Origin of the sequence: Cystobacter fuscus (genome assembly GCF_044360685.1) — a bacterium.
GTDB lineage: Bacteria > Myxococcota > Myxococcia > Myxococcales > Myxococcaceae > Cystobacter > Cystobacter fuscus_C.
Genome location: NZ_CP043491.1, coordinates 7,589,116 through 7,605,736, shown reverse-complemented (window position 1 = coordinate 7,605,736; position 16,621 = coordinate 7,589,116). Strand labels below are relative to the sequence as shown.

11 protein-coding genes and 1 tRNA gene are annotated in these 16,621 nt (G+C 70.7%); 5 read left to right on the top strand and 7 right to left on the bottom strand.

The window, feature by feature from the left end:
• Positions 1-14 precede the first annotated feature (14 nt).
• From F0U63_RS31105 to F0U63_RS31095, 3 genes are all read right to left on the bottom strand, one after another.
• The gene (locus tag F0U63_RS31105) at positions 15-1,775 is read right to left on the bottom strand and encodes a SpoIID/LytB domain-containing protein (protein WP_395835382.1); all 1,761 of its coding nucleotides are present in this window, start codon (positions 1,773-1,775) and stop codon (positions 15-17) included.
• Positions 1,776-1,836: 61 nt separating this feature from the next.
• Positions 1,837-2,565, bottom strand: a complete 729-nt coding sequence (locus tag F0U63_RS31100) for a glutathione S-transferase family protein (RefSeq protein WP_395835380.1) — start codon at positions 2,563-2,565, stop codon at positions 1,837-1,839.
• A gap of 9 nt (positions 2,566-2,574) precedes the next feature.
• Positions 2,575-4,800, bottom strand: a complete 2,226-nt coding sequence (locus F0U63_RS31095; RefSeq protein WP_395835377.1) for a molybdopterin-dependent oxidoreductase — start codon at positions 4,798-4,800, stop codon at positions 2,575-2,577.
• Positions 4,801-5,119: 319 nt separating this feature from the next.
• Between F0U63_RS31095 and purL the strand changes: the two genes are divergently transcribed.
• Positions 5,120-9,016 carry a phosphoribosylformylglycinamidine synthase gene (purL, locus tag F0U63_RS31090; RefSeq protein WP_395835375.1) on the top strand — a complete coding sequence of 1,299 codons (3,897 nt, stop codon included), beginning with the start codon at positions 5,120-5,122 and terminating at the stop codon, positions 9,014-9,016.
• Positions 9,017-9,178: 162 nt separating this feature from the next.
• Here purL and F0U63_RS31085 read toward each other — a convergent pair.
• Positions 9,179-9,250 (bottom strand) — tRNA-Cys (locus F0U63_RS31085).
• A gap of 188 nt (positions 9,251-9,438) precedes the next feature.
• On the opposite strand from F0U63_RS31085, the gene F0U63_RS31080 reads away from it, so the two are divergent.
• The 3 genes from F0U63_RS31080 to fdxA all read left to right on the top strand — a co-directional run bounded on the left by F0U63_RS31080 (position 9,439) and on the right by fdxA (position 11,395).
• Positions 9,439-9,783 carry a rhodanese-like domain-containing protein gene (locus F0U63_RS31080; protein WP_395848453.1) on the top strand — a complete coding sequence of 115 codons (345 nt, stop codon included), beginning with the start codon at positions 9,439-9,441 and terminating at the stop codon, positions 9,781-9,783.
• A 99-nt stretch (positions 9,784-9,882) separates the two neighbouring features.
• Complete coding sequence (asd, locus tag F0U63_RS31075; RefSeq protein WP_395835373.1) at positions 9,883-10,971, top strand: aspartate-semialdehyde dehydrogenase; 1,089 nt, start codon at positions 9,883-9,885, stop codon at positions 10,969-10,971.
• Positions 10,972-11,059: 88 nt separating this feature from the next.
• On the top strand, positions 11,060-11,395 hold the full coding sequence (gene fdxA, locus F0U63_RS31070) for a ferredoxin FdxA (protein WP_395835371.1): 336 nt from the start codon (positions 11,060-11,062) through the stop codon (positions 11,393-11,395).
• 68 nt (positions 11,396-11,463) lie between these two features.
• Here fdxA and F0U63_RS31065 read toward each other — a convergent pair whose 3' ends face one another.
• Both F0U63_RS31065 and F0U63_RS31060 read right to left on the bottom strand, forming a co-directional pair.
• Positions 11,464-12,231 carry a hypothetical protein gene (locus F0U63_RS31065; RefSeq protein WP_395835369.1) on the bottom strand — a complete coding sequence of 256 codons (768 nt, stop codon included), beginning with the start codon at positions 12,229-12,231 and terminating at the stop codon, positions 11,464-11,466.
• A gap of 139 nt (positions 12,232-12,370) precedes the next feature.
• On the bottom strand, positions 12,371-13,423 hold the full coding sequence (locus F0U63_RS31060) for a hypothetical protein (protein ID WP_395835367.1): 1,053 nt from the start codon (positions 13,421-13,423) through the stop codon (positions 12,371-12,373).
• A gap of 118 nt (positions 13,424-13,541) precedes the next feature.
• On the opposite strand from F0U63_RS31060, the gene F0U63_RS31055 reads away from it, so the two are divergent.
• Positions 13,542-14,015, top strand: coding sequence for a GNAT family N-acetyltransferase (locus F0U63_RS31055; protein ID WP_395848452.1), 474 nt, complete (start codon positions 13,542-13,544; stop codon positions 14,013-14,015).
• 39 nt (positions 14,016-14,054) lie between these two features.
• Here the strand turns inward: F0U63_RS31055 and hrpB are convergent, their stop codons facing one another.
• Complete coding sequence (gene hrpB, locus F0U63_RS31050; RefSeq protein WP_395835365.1) at positions 14,055-16,619, bottom strand: ATP-dependent helicase HrpB; 2,565 nt, start codon at positions 16,617-16,619, stop codon at positions 14,055-14,057.
• Positions 16,620-16,621: the final 2 nt, after the last annotated feature.

Genomic DNA, 16,621 nt, shown 5'->3' with positions numbered 1-16,621 from the left:
CAGGACGACAGGAGTCAGTAGATGGGCGCGACCTCGGCGCCGTTGAAGTAGAAGCGCAGGATGTCCTGGTAGCGCTGGCCCGCCTCGGCCCGGCCGATGGCGCCCGTCTGGCACATGCCCACGCCGTGGCCCCAGCCGCCGCCCCGGAAGTGCCAGCCGGTGAGGTGGCCCTCCGCGTCACGCTCCTCGTCCACCAGCGCCATGGAGCTGTTGAGCATGCCGAAGAGGCGGCGGATGTTCAGCTCGCCGCGCACCTGCGTCACCCCGCGCTCTCCCGCCACCGTGAGGGTGCGGGCCCGGCCGGACACGCCCCGCTCCCCGAGGCTCAACGCCCGCACGGGTCCCACCCCCAGGCTGGCCGTGAAGGCGTTCACCTGCTCCACGCTGAAGCGCTTCTCCCAGCGGTACTTGCTCGGCTGCGCGAAGGTGGACAGCCGGCAGGCCGTGGGCAGCTCCGCGCGCAGGTACTCGGAGAGGGAGTCCGGACCGGGCAGTCCTTCCGTGGGGCCCAGCACGTCGGGACGGCCGCGCAGGTTGGGGTTGGGCGGGCCGCCCCAGACGACGTCGTTGTCCTCCGTGTGGCCCCCGCACACCGCGCTGTACACCGAGTCCACCAGCCGCCCCTGCCGGGAGAAGAGGCCCTCGCCCCGGGTGGCCTCCACCGCCGCCGTGGTGCTGGCCGCCTCGCCCGTGCGCCCGCGGTACACCGCGCAGTGCTGCTCGGAGCACAGGAGGAAGGGATCCGCCAGGTGTTTGATGCCCACCTTGGCCAGCACCTCGCCGCGCGCCGTCACCGCCTGCGCCTTGAGGGCCTCCGGGTGCGCCCGCGCGTAGATTTCCGAGGGCACCAGCCCCTTGAGCAGATCCTCCAGCCGCACCAGGTTCACCGCCGCGAGCGTGCCGTGGCGATCCACGGTGAGCTGGAGCGTGCCCCGGAAGCTGCGGTCCTCGAAGCCGTGGTTGTCGTAGCCCACGTCGTGCTCCACCTGCCGCACGTCGAAGCCGGACTCGTCCAGCGTCTCCGCGAGGACCGAGTCCTGGGCGAGCCCCACCACGCCACCGGACTCGTCACGCACCTCGAGGATGGCGCGCGAGGGGACGCGGACCTCCTCGAAGAGGGTGGTGCGCGCGCCGTACTCGCGCAGCAGCTCCGCCTGACGCGCGGGCGCCTCGGTGGCGGAGAGCTGCTCCTGGGACAGCAGCAGGTAGCGCCGGTTGTCGATGACCTTGCCGGCGATGCCGTAGAGCACGCCCAGCACGTGCACGCGCACCGCCACGCCCCGGGCGCGCCACTGGGCCTGGGCCTCGGCCAGTCCCGCCTTGTCCGGGAAGGGCACTTCCGCGAGCTGGAGGTACGAGGACAGCTCGGCGGGCGAACCCTCCGTCACCCGCACCGTCCACACCGAGCCCGCGGGGGCCTCGAGGACCCGGTTCTCCTCGCCGCCGAAGCGCAGCCGCATCCGCCCCCGGGGCGAGAAGCGCACCTCGCGGCGGCCCTGCATCAAGCCGATGGGGACCTGGGGCTCTCCGCCCCGGAAGTCCAGACGCCGGAGCGTGTCCGGCGCGGGCAGGGGCTCGTCGAGGGATTTGAGCTCGGGCTCGGCGGGGAGCGCGAGGGCGTCCGGCGCGGGAGCGGACGCGCCGCCGTCCAGGGAGCGGGGCCCCGGGCCGGGCTCCACGGTGGAGGCGGGCGTGGGCGGCGCCACCGGAGGTGGACGGGGCGCGGCGCAGGTGGCGAGGACGAGCGGGAGGAGGGCGAGGACGGCTTTGTGCAAAGCCCCCCGACGCTAACCGTGGACCGCTCCGCCCGCCATTCCCTGTTCGCGCGCGCGGACTTCAGGCGGCCTTGAACTCGGGCGGCTTCCAGTTGGCGAAGTAGCGCGACTTGAACTTGGCGCAGTAGCGCACCAGGTTCGTCTGGCTCAGGGTGTACTGCTTGAGCTCCGTGTCCACGGGGTTGGCGATGATGCTCACCAGGAACGAGTACACCACCGCGTCGAACGACGAGGGCGTCTCGCTCAGCAGGTAGGGCTTGTTGCCCATGATCGTCGCGATCGAGTAGATGTCCGCCTTGGCCAGCTCCTGCACCTCGTCCATGGCGTGGCGTCCCGTGCCCTGGTCATGGAGGATCTGCAGCATCTTCTGGCGCAGATCCGACAGCGGCACCTGGCCGCCCACGACGTGGGGCACCATCGTCTCGGCGACGGGCAGATAGGCGAGCCAGCCGGCCTCGTCCACCCAGCGCATGTACACGATGTACCAGTAGGTGCACTCCTCCAGCATGCGCCGCACCGCGTGGCCCACCGCCACCTGCTCCGGCGTCAGCTTCGAGTCGAGCGGATCCCCATACTGCTTCTTCAGCCGCTCGATGATGAACTGGGAGTCGCCCATCACCGTGCCGTCGATGTCGGCGTAGGGCGCCTTGCCCTTGGGGGCATAACGAAGGTCCGCCAGCTTCACCTCATAGGGCAGGTCCACCATGCGCAGGTAGGCCTCCAGCTTGAAGCAGAACGGGCTGAGGTTCGGGGTCCCCCAGGCCACGGGGGTTTGATACAGGGTGATCATGGCGTCGTCTCACTCGATCGCGGATTGCCGCGGTTGCACGTTCGTGGTCATTGATTGTACCGGTTGGACCCGCACCTGAATCCCGCTGAATGCGGCGTTTCCACCGATTGCATCCAAAACCTGATCATCGGTGACATCGTTGATGCTGACGCCGGCATGTGCGCCGGCCACCTGCATCTGGATGCCCTGGCGCGCGTGGCCGTAGCCGTGGGGCAGGCTCACCACGCCGGGCATCACCTCGTCCGTCACATTCACGGGGGCCTTGACCTCGCCCACACGGGAAGTGACGAGCGCTTCCTGCCCCTCCTCGAGGCCGAGGCGCCGTGCGTCCTCGGGGTGCACCATCAGCGTGCAGCGTGGCTTGCCACTGACGAGCCGGGGCACGTTGTGCATCCACGAGTTGTTGTCGCGCACGTGGCGCCGGCCGATGAGCAGCAGCGCGTCCTCGGAAGCGGAGGCCGGGGGCGCGGCGGGGAAGGCCTGGCGCAGCCGGTCCACGTCGGCCACCAGCGGCTCGGGGGCGAGCTGGAGGCGGCGGCCGCGCGTGACGAGCCGCTCGGGGAGGCAGGGCTTCAGGGGGCCCAGGTCCACGCCATGGGGCGCGGCCTTGAGGCTCGCGAGGCTCAGCCCCCGGCGCCAGGGCCGCAGCCGCATGCCGTAGGGGCCCGCGCGCAGGCCGAGGTCGAGGATGCCCTCGGGGCCGAGCGCCTTGAGCGCCCGGTAGGGCAGCTCGCCGCGCGTCGGGGGCTCGCCGTTGAGCGAGTCCAGGCGGTGCTTGAGCTCCAGGAAGATCTCCCAGTCCTGGAGCGCGCCCGGCGGCGGCGTGAAGAGGGGCGGCGAGTACTTCACGGTGTTGCGCACCGCGAACGCGTTGAAGACGAGATCGTAGTGGCCGCGCTCGAGCTGCGTCACGGGCGGCAGGATGATGTGCGCGTGCCGGGTCGTCTCGTTGATGTACGGGTCGATGCTCACCATGAAGTCGAGCGACGCGAACGCCTCATCCAGCTGCCGGCCGTTGGGGGTGGAGACCACGGGGTTGCCCGCCGAGGTGACCATGGCGCGGATCCGCCCCTCGCCCGGGGTGAGGATCTCCTCGCCGAGCACGGACACGGGCAGCTCACCGGAGAACTCGGCCAGCCCGCGCACGCGGCTCTTGAAGCGGCCCATGCTGCCGCGGCCAGCCGTCAGGGGGCGGGGGCCCTTGATCAAATCGAAGGCGGGCAGGGTGAACATGGCGCCGCCCTCGCGATCCATGTTGCCCGTCACCACGTTGATGACGTTGATGAGCCACTGGCACAGCGCGCCGAAGGGCTGGGTGGACACGCCCACGCGGCCGTAGCAGACGGCGGAGGACGAGGCGGCCAGCTCGAGCGCGAGCCTGCGCGTGGTGTCCGCGGGAATGCCGGTGTGGACCGCGGCGCGCTCGGGGGTGAACTCGCGCGCGAGCTCCTTCACGTGCACCAGGCCGTCGGTGAAGTCCGCGAGCCGCCCGAGCTTCGGCCCCGCGCCCAGCAGCACGTGCAGCAGCGAGAAGAGCCAGAGCGCGTCGGTGCCGGGGCGGATGAAGAGGTGCTCGTCCGCGATGCGGGCCGTCTCCGTGCGGCGCGGGTCCACCACCACCACCTTGCCGCCGCGCTGCTGGATGGCCTTGAGCCGGCCGCGCACGCCCGGCGCCGTCATCAGGCTGCCATTGGAGGCGAGCGGGTTGGCCCCGAGGATGAGCATGAAGCGCGTGCGGTCGATGTCCGGGATGGGAATGAGCAGCTGGTGCCCGAACATCAGGTAGGAGGCGACGTGGTGCGGCAGCTGGTCCACCGACGTGGCCGAGAACTTGTTGCGCGTGCGCAGCGCCTTGAGGAGGAAGGGCAGCAGGAGCATGGCGCCGTGGTTGTGCACGGTGGGATTGCCCACGTACGCGCCCACCGCGTCCCGGCCGTGCTGCTTCTGCACGGCGTGCAGGCGCTTCGCCGTCTCGTCGAGGGCTTCCTTCCACGACAGGGGCTGCCAGCCCGAGGCGGTGCGCCGCACGGGGTGGCGCAGCCGGTCGGGGTCCTCGTGGAGATCCTGGAGCGCGACGGCCTTGGGGCAGATGTGGCCCTGGCTGAAGGGATCCTCGTCATCCCCACGGATGGAGGTGACTCGGTCCCCGGCGGTTTCGATGCGCAGGCCGCACATGGCCTCGCACAGGTTGCAGGTGCGGAAGTGGACGGCGGAGGGGGCGGGGGAAGGGCTCATCGGGAATCTCTCGGAGAAACCACGGAGGAGGAGAAGGGATGTCCTGGCGATCGGCGGAGGACTGGAGGGGGGGCTACCCTACTCAAGCCCGAGCATCCGTGTCCGGCGGAGTGACGGACCTCGGGCGTGTGTTCACACCGGTCCCCCGCTGTCCTCGACACATCAGCCCCCTGAATGCCTGCTCGTACTGAATCCCGCCCCATGGCCGCGCATTCAACCACACTTCGGCGCGAGATCTCCTCGAATGAGGATGGCGCCTCGGTGATAAGACGCCCGCGTTTTGAACCCATCCCCTCGGCCCCCCTCTCCCAGAGATTCCATGCTCACCCTGCGTGGCGCCCCCGCACTCTCCGAGTTCCGTCTGGCCAAGCTGCTCGCCCTCTGCCGTGAGCGAGAGCCCTCCGTGGGCTCCGTCTACGCCGAGTTCGTGCACATCCTCGACGTCCCCGCTTCCCTGGCCGCTTCCGAGCGCTCCTTGGTGGACAAGCTACTGGAGTACGGTCCCCGGCTCGACCGGAAGGAGCCGCGGGGCAGCCTCCAGCTCGTCATCCCCCGGCCCGGGACGATCTCCCCCTGGTCTTCCAAGGCCACTGACATCTTCCAGAACTGTGGCTTGCTCGGCGTGCGGCGCATCGAGCGCGCCATCGCCTATTGGATCGCCGACGAGGCGGGCAAGGCCCTCGCTCCCGAGTCGCTCGCCCGGGTGCAACCGGTGCTGCACGACCGGATGACGCAGGTGGTGCTGGGGCGCGAGGAGGACGCGGCCATCCTCTTCTCCGCGCACACGCCCCGGTCCTTCACCCGGGTGGGGGTGATCGAGGGTGGCCGGGAGGCGCTCGTCACGGCCAACCGCGCGCTGGGCCTGGCGCTGGCGGAGGATGAGATCGACTACCTGGTGGCGCGCTTCACCGAGCTGAAGCGGGATCCCACCGACGTCGAGCTGATGATGTTCGCCCAGGCCAACAGCGAGCACTGCCGGCACAAGATCTTCAACGCCTCGTGGACGGTGGATGGGGTGGCGCAGGAGCGCTCGCTCTTCCAGTCCATCAAGAACACCTACGCGGTGCGCTCCGAGGGCGTGCTGTCGGCGTACAAGGACAACGCGGCGGTGATGGAGGGCTTCGAGGTGGAGCGCCTCTTTCCGGATCCCGACAGCGGGGAGTACCGCTTCCACCGCGAGCCCACGCACATCCTGATGAAGGTGGAGACGCACAACCATCCCACCGCCATCTCCCCCCATCCGGGGGCCTCCACGGGCGCGGGCGGAGAGATTCGCGACGAGGGCGCCACGGGGCGGGGCGCCAAGCCCAAGGCGGGCCTGAGCGGCTTCTCCGTGTCGAACCTGCGCATCCCCGGCCACGAGCAGCCGTGGGAGACGCCCTATGGCAAGCCGGAGCGCATCGTGTCCGCGCTCGACATCATGATCGACGGCCCCCTGGGCAGCGCCGCCTTCAACAACGAGTTCGGCCGGCCCAACCTGTGCGGCTACTTCCGCAGCTTCGAGATGCAGGTGCCCACGTCCGAGGGCGTGGAGGTGCGCGGCTACCACAAGCCCATCATGATCGCCGGCGGGCTGGGCAACATCCGGGCGGGGCACGTGCGCAAGGGCACGCTCCAGCCGGGAGACCGCATCGTCGTGCTGGGGGGCCCGGCGATGCTCATCGGCCTGGGCGGCGGCGCGGCGTCGTCGATGGCGCAGGGCTCGAGCGCGGCGGACCTCGATTTCGCCTCGGTGCAGCGCGACAACCCGGAGATGGAGCGGCGCTGCCAGGAGGTCATCGACCAGTGCTGGGCCCAGGGGGAGAAGAACCCCATCCGCTCCATCCACGACGTGGGGGCGGGCGGCCTGTCCAACGCGGTGCCGGAGCTCATCCACGACAACGGGCTGGGCGGACGCTTCGAGCTGCGCGAGGTGCCCAACGCCGAGCCGGGCATGTCGCCGGTGGAGATCTGGTGCAACGAGGCGCAGGAGCGCTACGTGCTGGCGATCGCGCCGGAGGATCTGCCGCGCTTCACGGCCCTGTGCGAGCGCGAGCGCGCGCCCTTCGCGGTGCTGGGCGAGGCCACGGACAAGCAGGTGCTGACGGTGGAGGACAAGCAGTTCGGCAACGCGCCCATCGACATCCCCATGGACGTGCTGTTCGGCAAGCCGCCGCGCATGCATCGGGACGTGAAGTCGCGTCCGCTCTCGCACGCGGAGCTGAAGCTGGACGCGCCGGTGAAGGAGCTGCTCGGGCGGGTGCTCGCGCACCCCACGGTGGCGGACAAGGGCTTCCTCATCACCATTGGGGATCGGACGGTGTCGGGCCTGACGGCGAGGGATCAGATGGTGGGCCCGTGGCAGGTGCCGGTGGCGGACTGCGCGGTGACGCTGTCGGCGCACGCGGGCTACACGGGCGAGGCCATGGCGGTGGGCGAGCGCACCCCGGTGGCGCTCATCGACGCGGCGGCCTCGGCGCGCATGGCGGTGGGCGAGGCCGTCACCAACATCGCCGCGGCGCGCGTGGGGCAGCTCGGCGACGTGAAGCTGTCGGCCAACTGGATGGCCGCCGCGGGCAGCCCGGGCGAGGACGCCAACCTCTACGCCGCGGTGAAGGCGGTGGGCATGGAGCTGTGCCCGGCGCTCGGCCTCACCATCCCCGTGGGCAAGGACTCCATGTCCATGCGCACCGTCTGGGAGGAGAACGGCCAGCGCAAGGCGGTGACGGCGCCCCTGTCGCTCATCGTGTCGGCCTTCGCGCCGGTGCTGGACGTGCGCCACTCGCTCACCCCCCAGCTGCGCGATCCGGGCGCGGACACCCGGCTGGTGTTCGTGGACCTGGCGGGAGGCCAACAGCGGCTGGGCGGCTCGGTGCTCGCCCAGGCGTACTCCCAGGTGGGCCCGCGCTGCCCGGACGTGGACAACCCGGAGACGCTCAAGGGCTTCTTCGCCGCGGTGCAGGCGCTCAACGAGACGGGCGCGCTGCTCGCCTACCATGACCGCTCCGACGGCGGGTTGATCACCACGCTGGTGGAGATGGCCTTCGCCGGGCACTGTGGCTTCGAGGTGGACGTGACGGGCCTGGGGGCGGACGCGGTCGCGGCGCTCTTCAACGAGGAGCTGGGCGCGGTCCTCCAGGTGCGGGTGGCGGATCTCCCCCGGGTGCGCGAGGTGATGAAGGTGCACGGGCTGGAGGGGCACTGTCACGAGCTGGGCCGTCCCCAGCCGGCCCTGACGGCCCGGGTGCGCCACGGGGAGCGGGTGCTGCTGGAGGAGGACGTGACGGGGCTGCGCGCGGTGTGGTCGCGCGTGAGCCACGAGATGCAGAAGCTGCGCGACAACCCGCGCTGCGCCGAGCAGGAGTACGCCGCCAAGTGTGATCCGGCGGATCCGGGCCTGTCCGCGCGGCTCACGTTCTCGCCCTCGGAGGACGTGGCGGCGCCGTTCATCGCCAAGGGGGCGCGGCCCCGGGTGGCCATCCTGCGCGAGCAGGGGGTGAACAGCCAGTTGGAGATGGCGCGGGCCTTCGTGCGCGCGGGCTTCAGCGCGGTGGACGTGCACATGAGCGATCTGCTCACCGGGCGCGTGTCGCTCAAGGACTTCACGGGCCTGGCGGCGTGCGGCGGCTTCTCGTACGGAGACGTGCTGGGGGCGGGAGGCGGCTGGGCGCGCTCCATCCTGTTCAACGCGCGGGCCCGGGACGAGTTCGCCGCGTTCTTCGCGCGCGCGGGCTCCTTCACCCTGGGCATCTGCAACGGCTGCCAGATGATGGCGCAGCTGCGTGAGCTGATTCCCGGGGCCGAGCACTTCCCGAACTTCGTGCGCAACGCCTCCGAGCAGTTCGAGTCGCGGCTGGTGCAGGTGGAGGTGGCGCAGAGCCCCTCGCTGTTCTTCCAGGGCATGGCGGGCAGCCGCATCCCCATCGCCTCGTCGCATGGCGAGGGCCGCGCGGAGTTCTCCACCGCCGAGGAGGCGGCGCGGGTGAACGGGCTGGGCGTGGTGCCCGTGCGCTTCGTGGACAACCACGGGCGGGTGACGGAGACGTACCCCTCCAACCCGAGCGGCTCGCCGTACGGCATCGCGGGCCTGACGTCCCGGGACGGCCGGGTGACGGTCATGATGCCGCACCCGGAGCGCGTGAGCCGCAGCGTGCAGTACTCGTGGTGCCCGCCGGAGTGGGGCGAGGACAGCCCGTGGATGCGGCTGTTCCGCAACGCCCGCGTGACGCTGGGCTGATGATCGCGGGACGGTGACGGGGGCCGCGCTACCGGGCCCCCGGCTCCACTGGCGGGGCAGGGAGCGCGGCGAGCCTCCTCCCGCTCGCTCGCGGACGGAACGGACAGTGGAAACACGAAGGCCCGATGAGGACCGGAGTCCACATCGGGCCTTGTCTTGATGAGGCGCCACCCGGATTCGAACCGGGGAATGAGGGTTTTGCAGACCCTTGCCTTACCACTTGGCTATGGCGCCGCGAACCGTGCGTACGGCCTTATATGGACCTGAATCCGCCGGGTCAAGACAGGAGCGTGGGGCCTCTGGCGGTTCCGGGCTTGGGGAGCACCCAGGGCGGCTGCCTGCCTTCGGGATGGGATTAATGGGGCTCCGGGTTGCCCCTACATAGACACCGCAACAGGAGGTTCCGGGTGGTGGATGCCCGTATGCCCTGTGCCGAGCTGTACGTGCGGCTTGGAGATGATGAGGTGCTCGTCCTCGACTGCCGCGAGCCCGAGGATTGGGCTCGCTACGGGCTCCATGTTCCCGGCGCCTTGTGGATGCCCTTCGAGGAGATTCTTCGGGATGGGGCGGTGCTGCCCGACGACGAGCTCATCGTGGTGTGTGGGTGTGCTCCAGATGGCTCCGACGCCCGCCGGGTCTGCCGGCTGCTGCAGCGCCTGGGCTTCAACGCGGTGTGCCTGGAGGGGGGCCTCCAGGGGTGGCTGAGCCACGGGATGCCCACCGAGTGCCATCATGTCCCGCAGGTCATGGCCAGCGAGGCCTGTTGAGAATCCGGGGAGTCCAGTGCACCCCCGGGCATGATGAAGTGCGGTGCCAAAGCGTGTAAAGACGCGGGCAACCCACGTTTCACCCAAGGATGTCACGTCATGGCCAAGCTTCGTGCCGTGCTGATCGGTGCCACTGGACTCGCCGGCCAGCAGTTCATCTCCGCGCTCAAGGATCACCCTGACATCGAACTGACGGGCCTGGCGGCCTCGCCGCGCTCGGCGGGCAAGTCCTACGTGGAGGCGTTGCGCGCCTCCAACGGGATGACGGCCTGGTTCGTCCCCGAGCCGCTCCCGGAGTCCGTCGCGAAGCTGAAGGTGATGAGCGGGGAGCAGATCAACGCCCGGGACTACGACATCGCCTTCTCGGCGGTGGAGTCGGATGTGGCCAAGGAGCTCGAGCCTCGGCTCGCCCGCGACATCCCCGTGTTCTCCGCGGCCAGCGCCTTCCGCTACGAGGCGGACGTCCCGCTGCTCATCCCTCCGATCAACGCCTCCCATGCGCCGCTCATCCGCGCGCAGCAGAAGCAGCGGGGCTGGAAGGGCTTCATCGTCCCCATCCCCAACTGCACCACCACGGGTCTGGCCATCACCCTGGCCCCGCTCGCCGAGCACTTCGGCGTCAAGTCCGTGCTGATGACCTCGCTGCAGGCCATGTCTGGCGCGGGCCGCTCGCCGGGCGTCATCGGCCTGGACATCCTGGACAACGTCATCCCCTACATCCCCAAGGAGGAGGAGAAGGTCCAGGTGGAGACGAAGAAGATCCTCGGCACGCTCAACGCCGGGGGCGCCGCCCTGACCCCGCACGATGTGAGCGTCTCGTGCACCTGCACCCGCGTGGCGGTGATGGAAGGCCACACCGAGTCCGTCTTCGTGTCGCTCTCCCGCAAGGCCTCCGTCCAGGAGGTGGTGGCGGCGATGCGCGAGTGGCGGGGCGCCGAGGTGGCGCGCCAGCTCCCGTCGGCTCCGCCGCGCTGGATCGAGGTGCTCGACGAGCCGTTCCGGCCCCAGCCCCGCCTGGACCGGGACACCCACGGCGGCATGGCCACCACCGTGGGCCGGGTGCGCGAGGACTCGGTGTTGGAGAATGGCTTCAAGTACGTGCTGGTATCCCACAACACCAAGATGGGAGCGGCCAAGGGAGCGATCCTGGTGGCCGAACTGATGCGTGCCCAGGGACTCCTCGGATGAGGTAGAGGAGGCACTCAAATTAGGAGTGCCTCCCCCGTGACAACCCACTACTGTGGGCGCGCACGGTCCTGTCCTATCGGAGATCTCAATGGCTTATGTAGTTGCCGAGCCTTGCATCAAGTGCAAGTACACCGACTGCGTCGAAGTCTGCCCCGTCAACTGCTTCTATGAGGGGGCCAACTTCCTGGTCATCCACCCGGACGAGTGCATCGACTGCGGTGCGTGCGAGCCCGTCTGCCCGACGAAGGCGATCTTCCCGGAGTCGGAGCTGCCCAAGGAGTGGAAGGAGTACCAGAAGCTCAACGCGGACTACGCCCCCAAGTGGCCGAACATCGCCGAGAAGCGCGCGGCCCTGCCGGAGGCGGAGGAGTACAAGGACAAGAAGGGCAAGCGCGACATGCTGGAGCTCAAGCCCGGCAAGTAGTCATCGGGCGGTTAGCCCAGGCCCCGTGCCGTGAGGCGCGGGGCCTTTCCTTTTGGAAAGTGGGGCGCTCAGGCGCTCGACAGGGCCTTGAGCCTCAGTCCGCGCGCGGCCAGCTCCTCCTGGATGCGGGCCAGGTTCTCCCGGGGCAGGGGCCCACGGTGGCCCTGGATGCGCAGCGCCACCTCGCGGGGGCCCGTGCGCTCCACCTCCACCGTGGCCTCCAACGCCCCGCCCAGCCGCATCGCGAGCGCGGGCCGCTGCGAGCGCACGAACACCTCGATCTTCTCGATGAGCTCCAGGGTGGCCTGGACGCGCGTCTCCCCGGGCGAGGCGGCTCCGGCCGTCGCCGGGCCCGAGCCCCCTTCCAGGCGTGTCCCGGGTGGGGTGGGGCGGGCGTCTGGCGGTTCGGCCGGGAGGACCTCCGCGCCTCGCGCCGCGGATTCCCCTTTGCCCGTCACCGGCTCCGGGGGCGATTCCCGCGCGAGCTCGCGGGCGAGGAGCGCCGTCAGGCGCTGGTGGACCCGTTCCTGGCTCGTTTGGTGGGCTTCCCCCCGGACCTCCCCGAGCCGGTGGGCCTCGGCACTCAGCCCCTGGCGCACCCGTCCCAGTTGCTCGGCGCTGGCGAACGCTCCCCGGGGAGCGGCCTGGAGGGCGCCGGGGGCGGCACGGGCGCCGAGGCTTCCCCGGGCGAGCACCCCGGGTGAGCGCACCCCCTGAGCACCCGGCGGTGGGCGCTTCATCGGCTCGGGCGGAGCCCTCTTCATCAGTTCCTGGAAGCGGTCCTTCTCCGGGACGGACCGGGTGGGCGGGGTGTCTGGGCGATCGTCGACCTTCATGCTCCCTCGCGGCGCTGGGGGTGATCCCCACCGGGAGCACGGGGTGTGCCAGGGAGCGCCGCGGGGAGAACTTCGCGGCGAGCCCTCTCCCGTCATGGACGGGGGACTCGCCGCCGGGATGGTGCGTGTCCCGTGAGTCCTAGCGGCGGGGCTGTCCGAAGGCCCCGGCCTGGGTGGGCGCCGCGCCCATCAGATCATTGATGGCGACGGGGCACTGCGCCACGGAGGCGGGGTCCACCAGGGTGTTGCCCTGGGACCAGTCGCGATCCTGGAAGATGAGGGCGTCGCGCAGCTCCAACTCGTCCACGCCCTTGGCGAAGGACCAGAAGCGCCCACGCACCATCAGCCGGGTGCCCTTGGGAATGCGGCTCAGGTCCAGGTACTGCTGGGCGGCGAGCTTCGCGGTGATGCGCACCTCGAGGGGCTTGTACTTGCTGAAGGGATCGATCTTCCCGGCATTGGGATCGGGCGGGTACCACACCATGCGGGCCACAGCGGTGGGCGGCGGGGCTTCCTCCTCGGGCTGGCCCTTGCGCTTCTTGGGCTTCTTGGGTTGCTCCACCGTCACGTCGACGAGCCTCAGGTCACCAAAGGCCACCTGACGGTCGAGGTAGTTCTCGCGGAACATCTTCTCGGCGGAGCGCGCGGCGGTGGCGGTGGCGCGCCGGACCTCGATGTCGTAGCGCTCGCGCAGGGCCGGCAGGGTGAGGAAGAAGCTGTCGATGGGCTGGAGGCCCTCGGCCAGGAAGCGCAGCTTGCCCACGTCGATGGTGAGCACCAGGGGTCCGAGGGTGGACGCGGTCTGGAACCAGCTCTCGGGCAGCTTCCGATCGATCAGCACGCGCCGCACCATGGCCACCAGGTACGCGTTGGCCTGGAAGCGCGGGGTGCTCAGCTGGGTGTTGAGCGCCTGGGCGAGCAGGGGATCCAGGTAGAAGTTCTCGTCGCGCTTGTGCAGCAGGGGGGCGGTCTCGCCGAGCAGCGTGAGCATGCCGCCGAGCAGCCGGGCGCAATTGGCGTCGTTCGTTCCCCGGGAGAGCGCCTGGTAGAAGCCGGAGCGGAGGAAGCGGCGGTCGAAGTCCTCTTCCTTGAGGTTGGGCGCTTCGCGGTTGGAGCCGAAGAAGACTTCCGGCTGGGCCGCGGCGGGGAGGGAACAGAGCGAGAGGACGAGTGCGAGGAGGGCGGATCGCATCGCGCGTCAGGGTAGCACGGCGGAGAGTGCTCGCTGGGATAAGACGGAGAGTGCACTCAGGCGAGCCCGCCTTTTGGCCTGTTTGAGCCGCCGGGTTTTGTGTACCTTGCTCGGCGATATGTCGAACCCGGACAACCCCCAGCCGGTCACCATCGCCCAGATTCGCTCCGAGGCGGAGCTGTTCCAGGCGCTCGCCATCCGCGAAGTGGTGTTCATCGAGGAGCAGCACGTTCCCGAGGGCATCGAGCGCGATGCCGAGGATGCCAAGGCCTACCATGTGCTCGCGTTCCAGGGCGGCCACGCCATCGGGACGGGGCGTCTGGTGATGTTGCCGGAGCCTCCTCCCGGAGAGAAGGGCACGTGGGCGAAGATTGGCCGCATGGCGGTGCTCAAGGCGCACCGCAAGGCCAACGTGGGCGGAAGCCTGCTGGCGGCGCTGGAGGAAGAGGCGCGCAGCCGCGGCGTGCAGGGCATCGTGCTGAACTCACAGCTCTACGCGCTCGAGTTCTACAAGAAGAAGGGCTACACGCCCTGGGGCGAGGTGTTCGACGAGGCGGGCATCGAGCACCTGGAGATGCGCAAGCAGCTCTGAGTCTTCGCGGGACGCCTGTGGGCGCCCCGCCGCGCCTCGTCAGATTCTCCGTCCGCGCTCGGCGGGCGTCTGCGCGTGGCGGGGATCCTCGGGCCAGCTGTGCTTGGGGTACTTGCGGCACAGCTCCTTGCGCAGCGCGGGGTAGTGCCGCTCCCAGAAACCCGCGAGGTCGGTCGTCACCTGCACGGCGCGCATGTTGGGCGCGAGCAGGTGCAGCACGAGCGGCACCCGTCCGGCGCAGACGCTGGGCCCCTGGGCCATGCCGAAGAAGTCCTGGAGGCGCGACTCGACCCAGGGCGGCTTGCCGGGCTCATAGTTCACCTGGGCCTGGCGGCCTCCGGGCAGGGACACCTTCTGCGGGGCGTGCTGGGACAGGAGCCGGGCCTGCTCCTGGGTGAGCCGGGCCTGGAGCGCGTCGAGCAGGGACACGCCCTCCAGGTCCGCGAAGCTCCGGGCCCCGGCGCACAGGGAGGCGAGCGCGTCGCGCATGAAGGCGTCGTCCACCTGGGGGAAGCCCGCCTCGGGGAAGGCCTGGGCGAGCAGCGCCACGCGGGTGCGCCAGTGCAGCAGGGCCTCGGGATTGGCGAAGCGGCCGGGTCCCGCGGCGAGCGCCTGTTCCACGAGCACGCGCGCGGTGGCCTCGGAGGGGGGCGCGGGGGCGCGGGTCTCCTCGAGCACGAGGTTGCCGTAGGCCAGGCGGGTGATGCGCTCGACGCGCCGCGCCTCGGCGTTCCACTGCAGGGTGTCCACCTCCTCGAGGGCGTCGGGGTAGAGATCGAGCAGCCACTCGGGCTCCACGGAACTGGCGAGCCGGACGATGACGCCCCGGCCCGGACGCTCCTCGATGTCCACGGCGACGAGCAGCTCGGGCTCCTGGACGGTGCTGTTCTCGGAGAGCTGCGCGGTGCCGCCGCCGAAGAGGAGGAGATCGGGCGCGCGGGGCTTGCGGCGCCGGGCCACCCGGTCCGGATAGCCCGCGAGCACGCTAAGCATCAGCGCCTGCTCCTGGGCCTCGGGGGTGGGGGGCTTGGAGCCTTGTTCACGCACGGCGCGCCGCAACTGGCGCTGGACCCGGTCCACGGCCTGCACGGCGCCCGGCTCCAGGGAGAGGGACTGCACGCGGCCGGAGGCGAACTGGGCGCGCTCGGCCTGACGGAAGCGCTCGCTCAGGTCCAGCAGATCCGAGGGCCCGGCGACGACGTGGGCGGCGCGGCCCGGGCCCGACATCTGGGTGCGTGCCTCGCGGCGGATGTCGCGCTCGCCCACGAGCGCGGCGAGCAGGGCCGCGTCGGCGCCGACTCCCCGGCGCTCGCCCTCGACGATGATGCGTGCCTGACGGGGGTGGAGGGGAAAGCGCAGCAGGCGCTGGCCGATGTCGGTCACCTTGCCCTTGGGGTCCACGGCGCCCAGGCGGCGCAGCAGCGTCTCCGCGGCCTCGAGCGAGGCGGCCGGAGGGGCCTCGAAGAAGGGGAAGGCGCCGAGGTCCTGGATGCCGGCGGCGCGCAGGGAAAGCACGGTCTCGGCCAGGTCCATGCGGCGGATTTCGGGGGCGTCCTGCTCGGGACGGCCGTCGAAGTCGTGCTGGGTGTAGAGGCGCAGGCAGTGGCCGGAGCGGGTGCGGCCGGCGCGGCCGGCGCGCTGGGTGGCGGAGGCGCGGCTCACCTTGGCGAGCTTGAGGATGGGCAGACCGGACCAGGGCGAGTGCGAGGCCACGCGCGCGAGGCCACTGTCGATGACGGCGGCGACACCGTCGATGGTGACGGAGGTCTCCGCCACGTTGGTGGAGAGGATGATCTTCCGGCGCGAGCTGCGGCGCACGGCGCGATCCTGCTCGGCGGGGGGCAGGTCGCCGTGCAGGGGGAGCAGCTCCATGTCGTGGCGCTCGGCGAACTCGGCGCAGGTGTCGCGGGCGCGGCGGATTTCCCCGGCGCCGGGGAGGAACACGAGCACGTCGCCGTCGAGGCCGTTGGCGTGCAGCCGCTTGATGCCGGAGAGCACCTGGGCATCGAGGTAGCGCTCGTCGGGGGTGGGGAGGTACTCGACGCTGACGTCGAAGCGGCGGCCCTCGGAGCGCAGGGTGGGGCACTGGCCGAGGTAGGCGCTGATGGGGGCGGCCTCGAGCGTGGCGGACATCACCACGATCTTCAGGTCGGGCCGGGGGCCGAGCTGGAGCCGGCGCAGCAGGGCGAGGGAAATATCGGCGGAGAGGTGGCGCTCGTGGAACTCGTCGAGCACGACCACGGAGACATCGCGCAGGGTGGGATCGGACAGGAGGCGGCGGCCGAGGACGCCCTCGGTGACGAAGGACAGCCGGGTCTTGGCGCCGCGCACGTCCTCGAAGCGCACCTGGTAGCCGACGGTCTCGCCCACGCGCTCGCCGATCTCCTCGGACACGCGCTGGGCGGCGAGCCGGGTGGGGAGGCGGCGGGGTTGGAGGACGACGATCTCCTTGCCCTGGCCGATGCCGGCCTCGAGCAGGGCACGGGGCACGCGGGTCGTCTTGCCCGCGCCTGGAGGGGCCTCCAGCACGAGCGAGGAGGCAGCGCGCAGGGTGGTGACGAGCTGGGGCAGGAGCGGATCGATGGGAAGGGCGACGTCGGCCATGG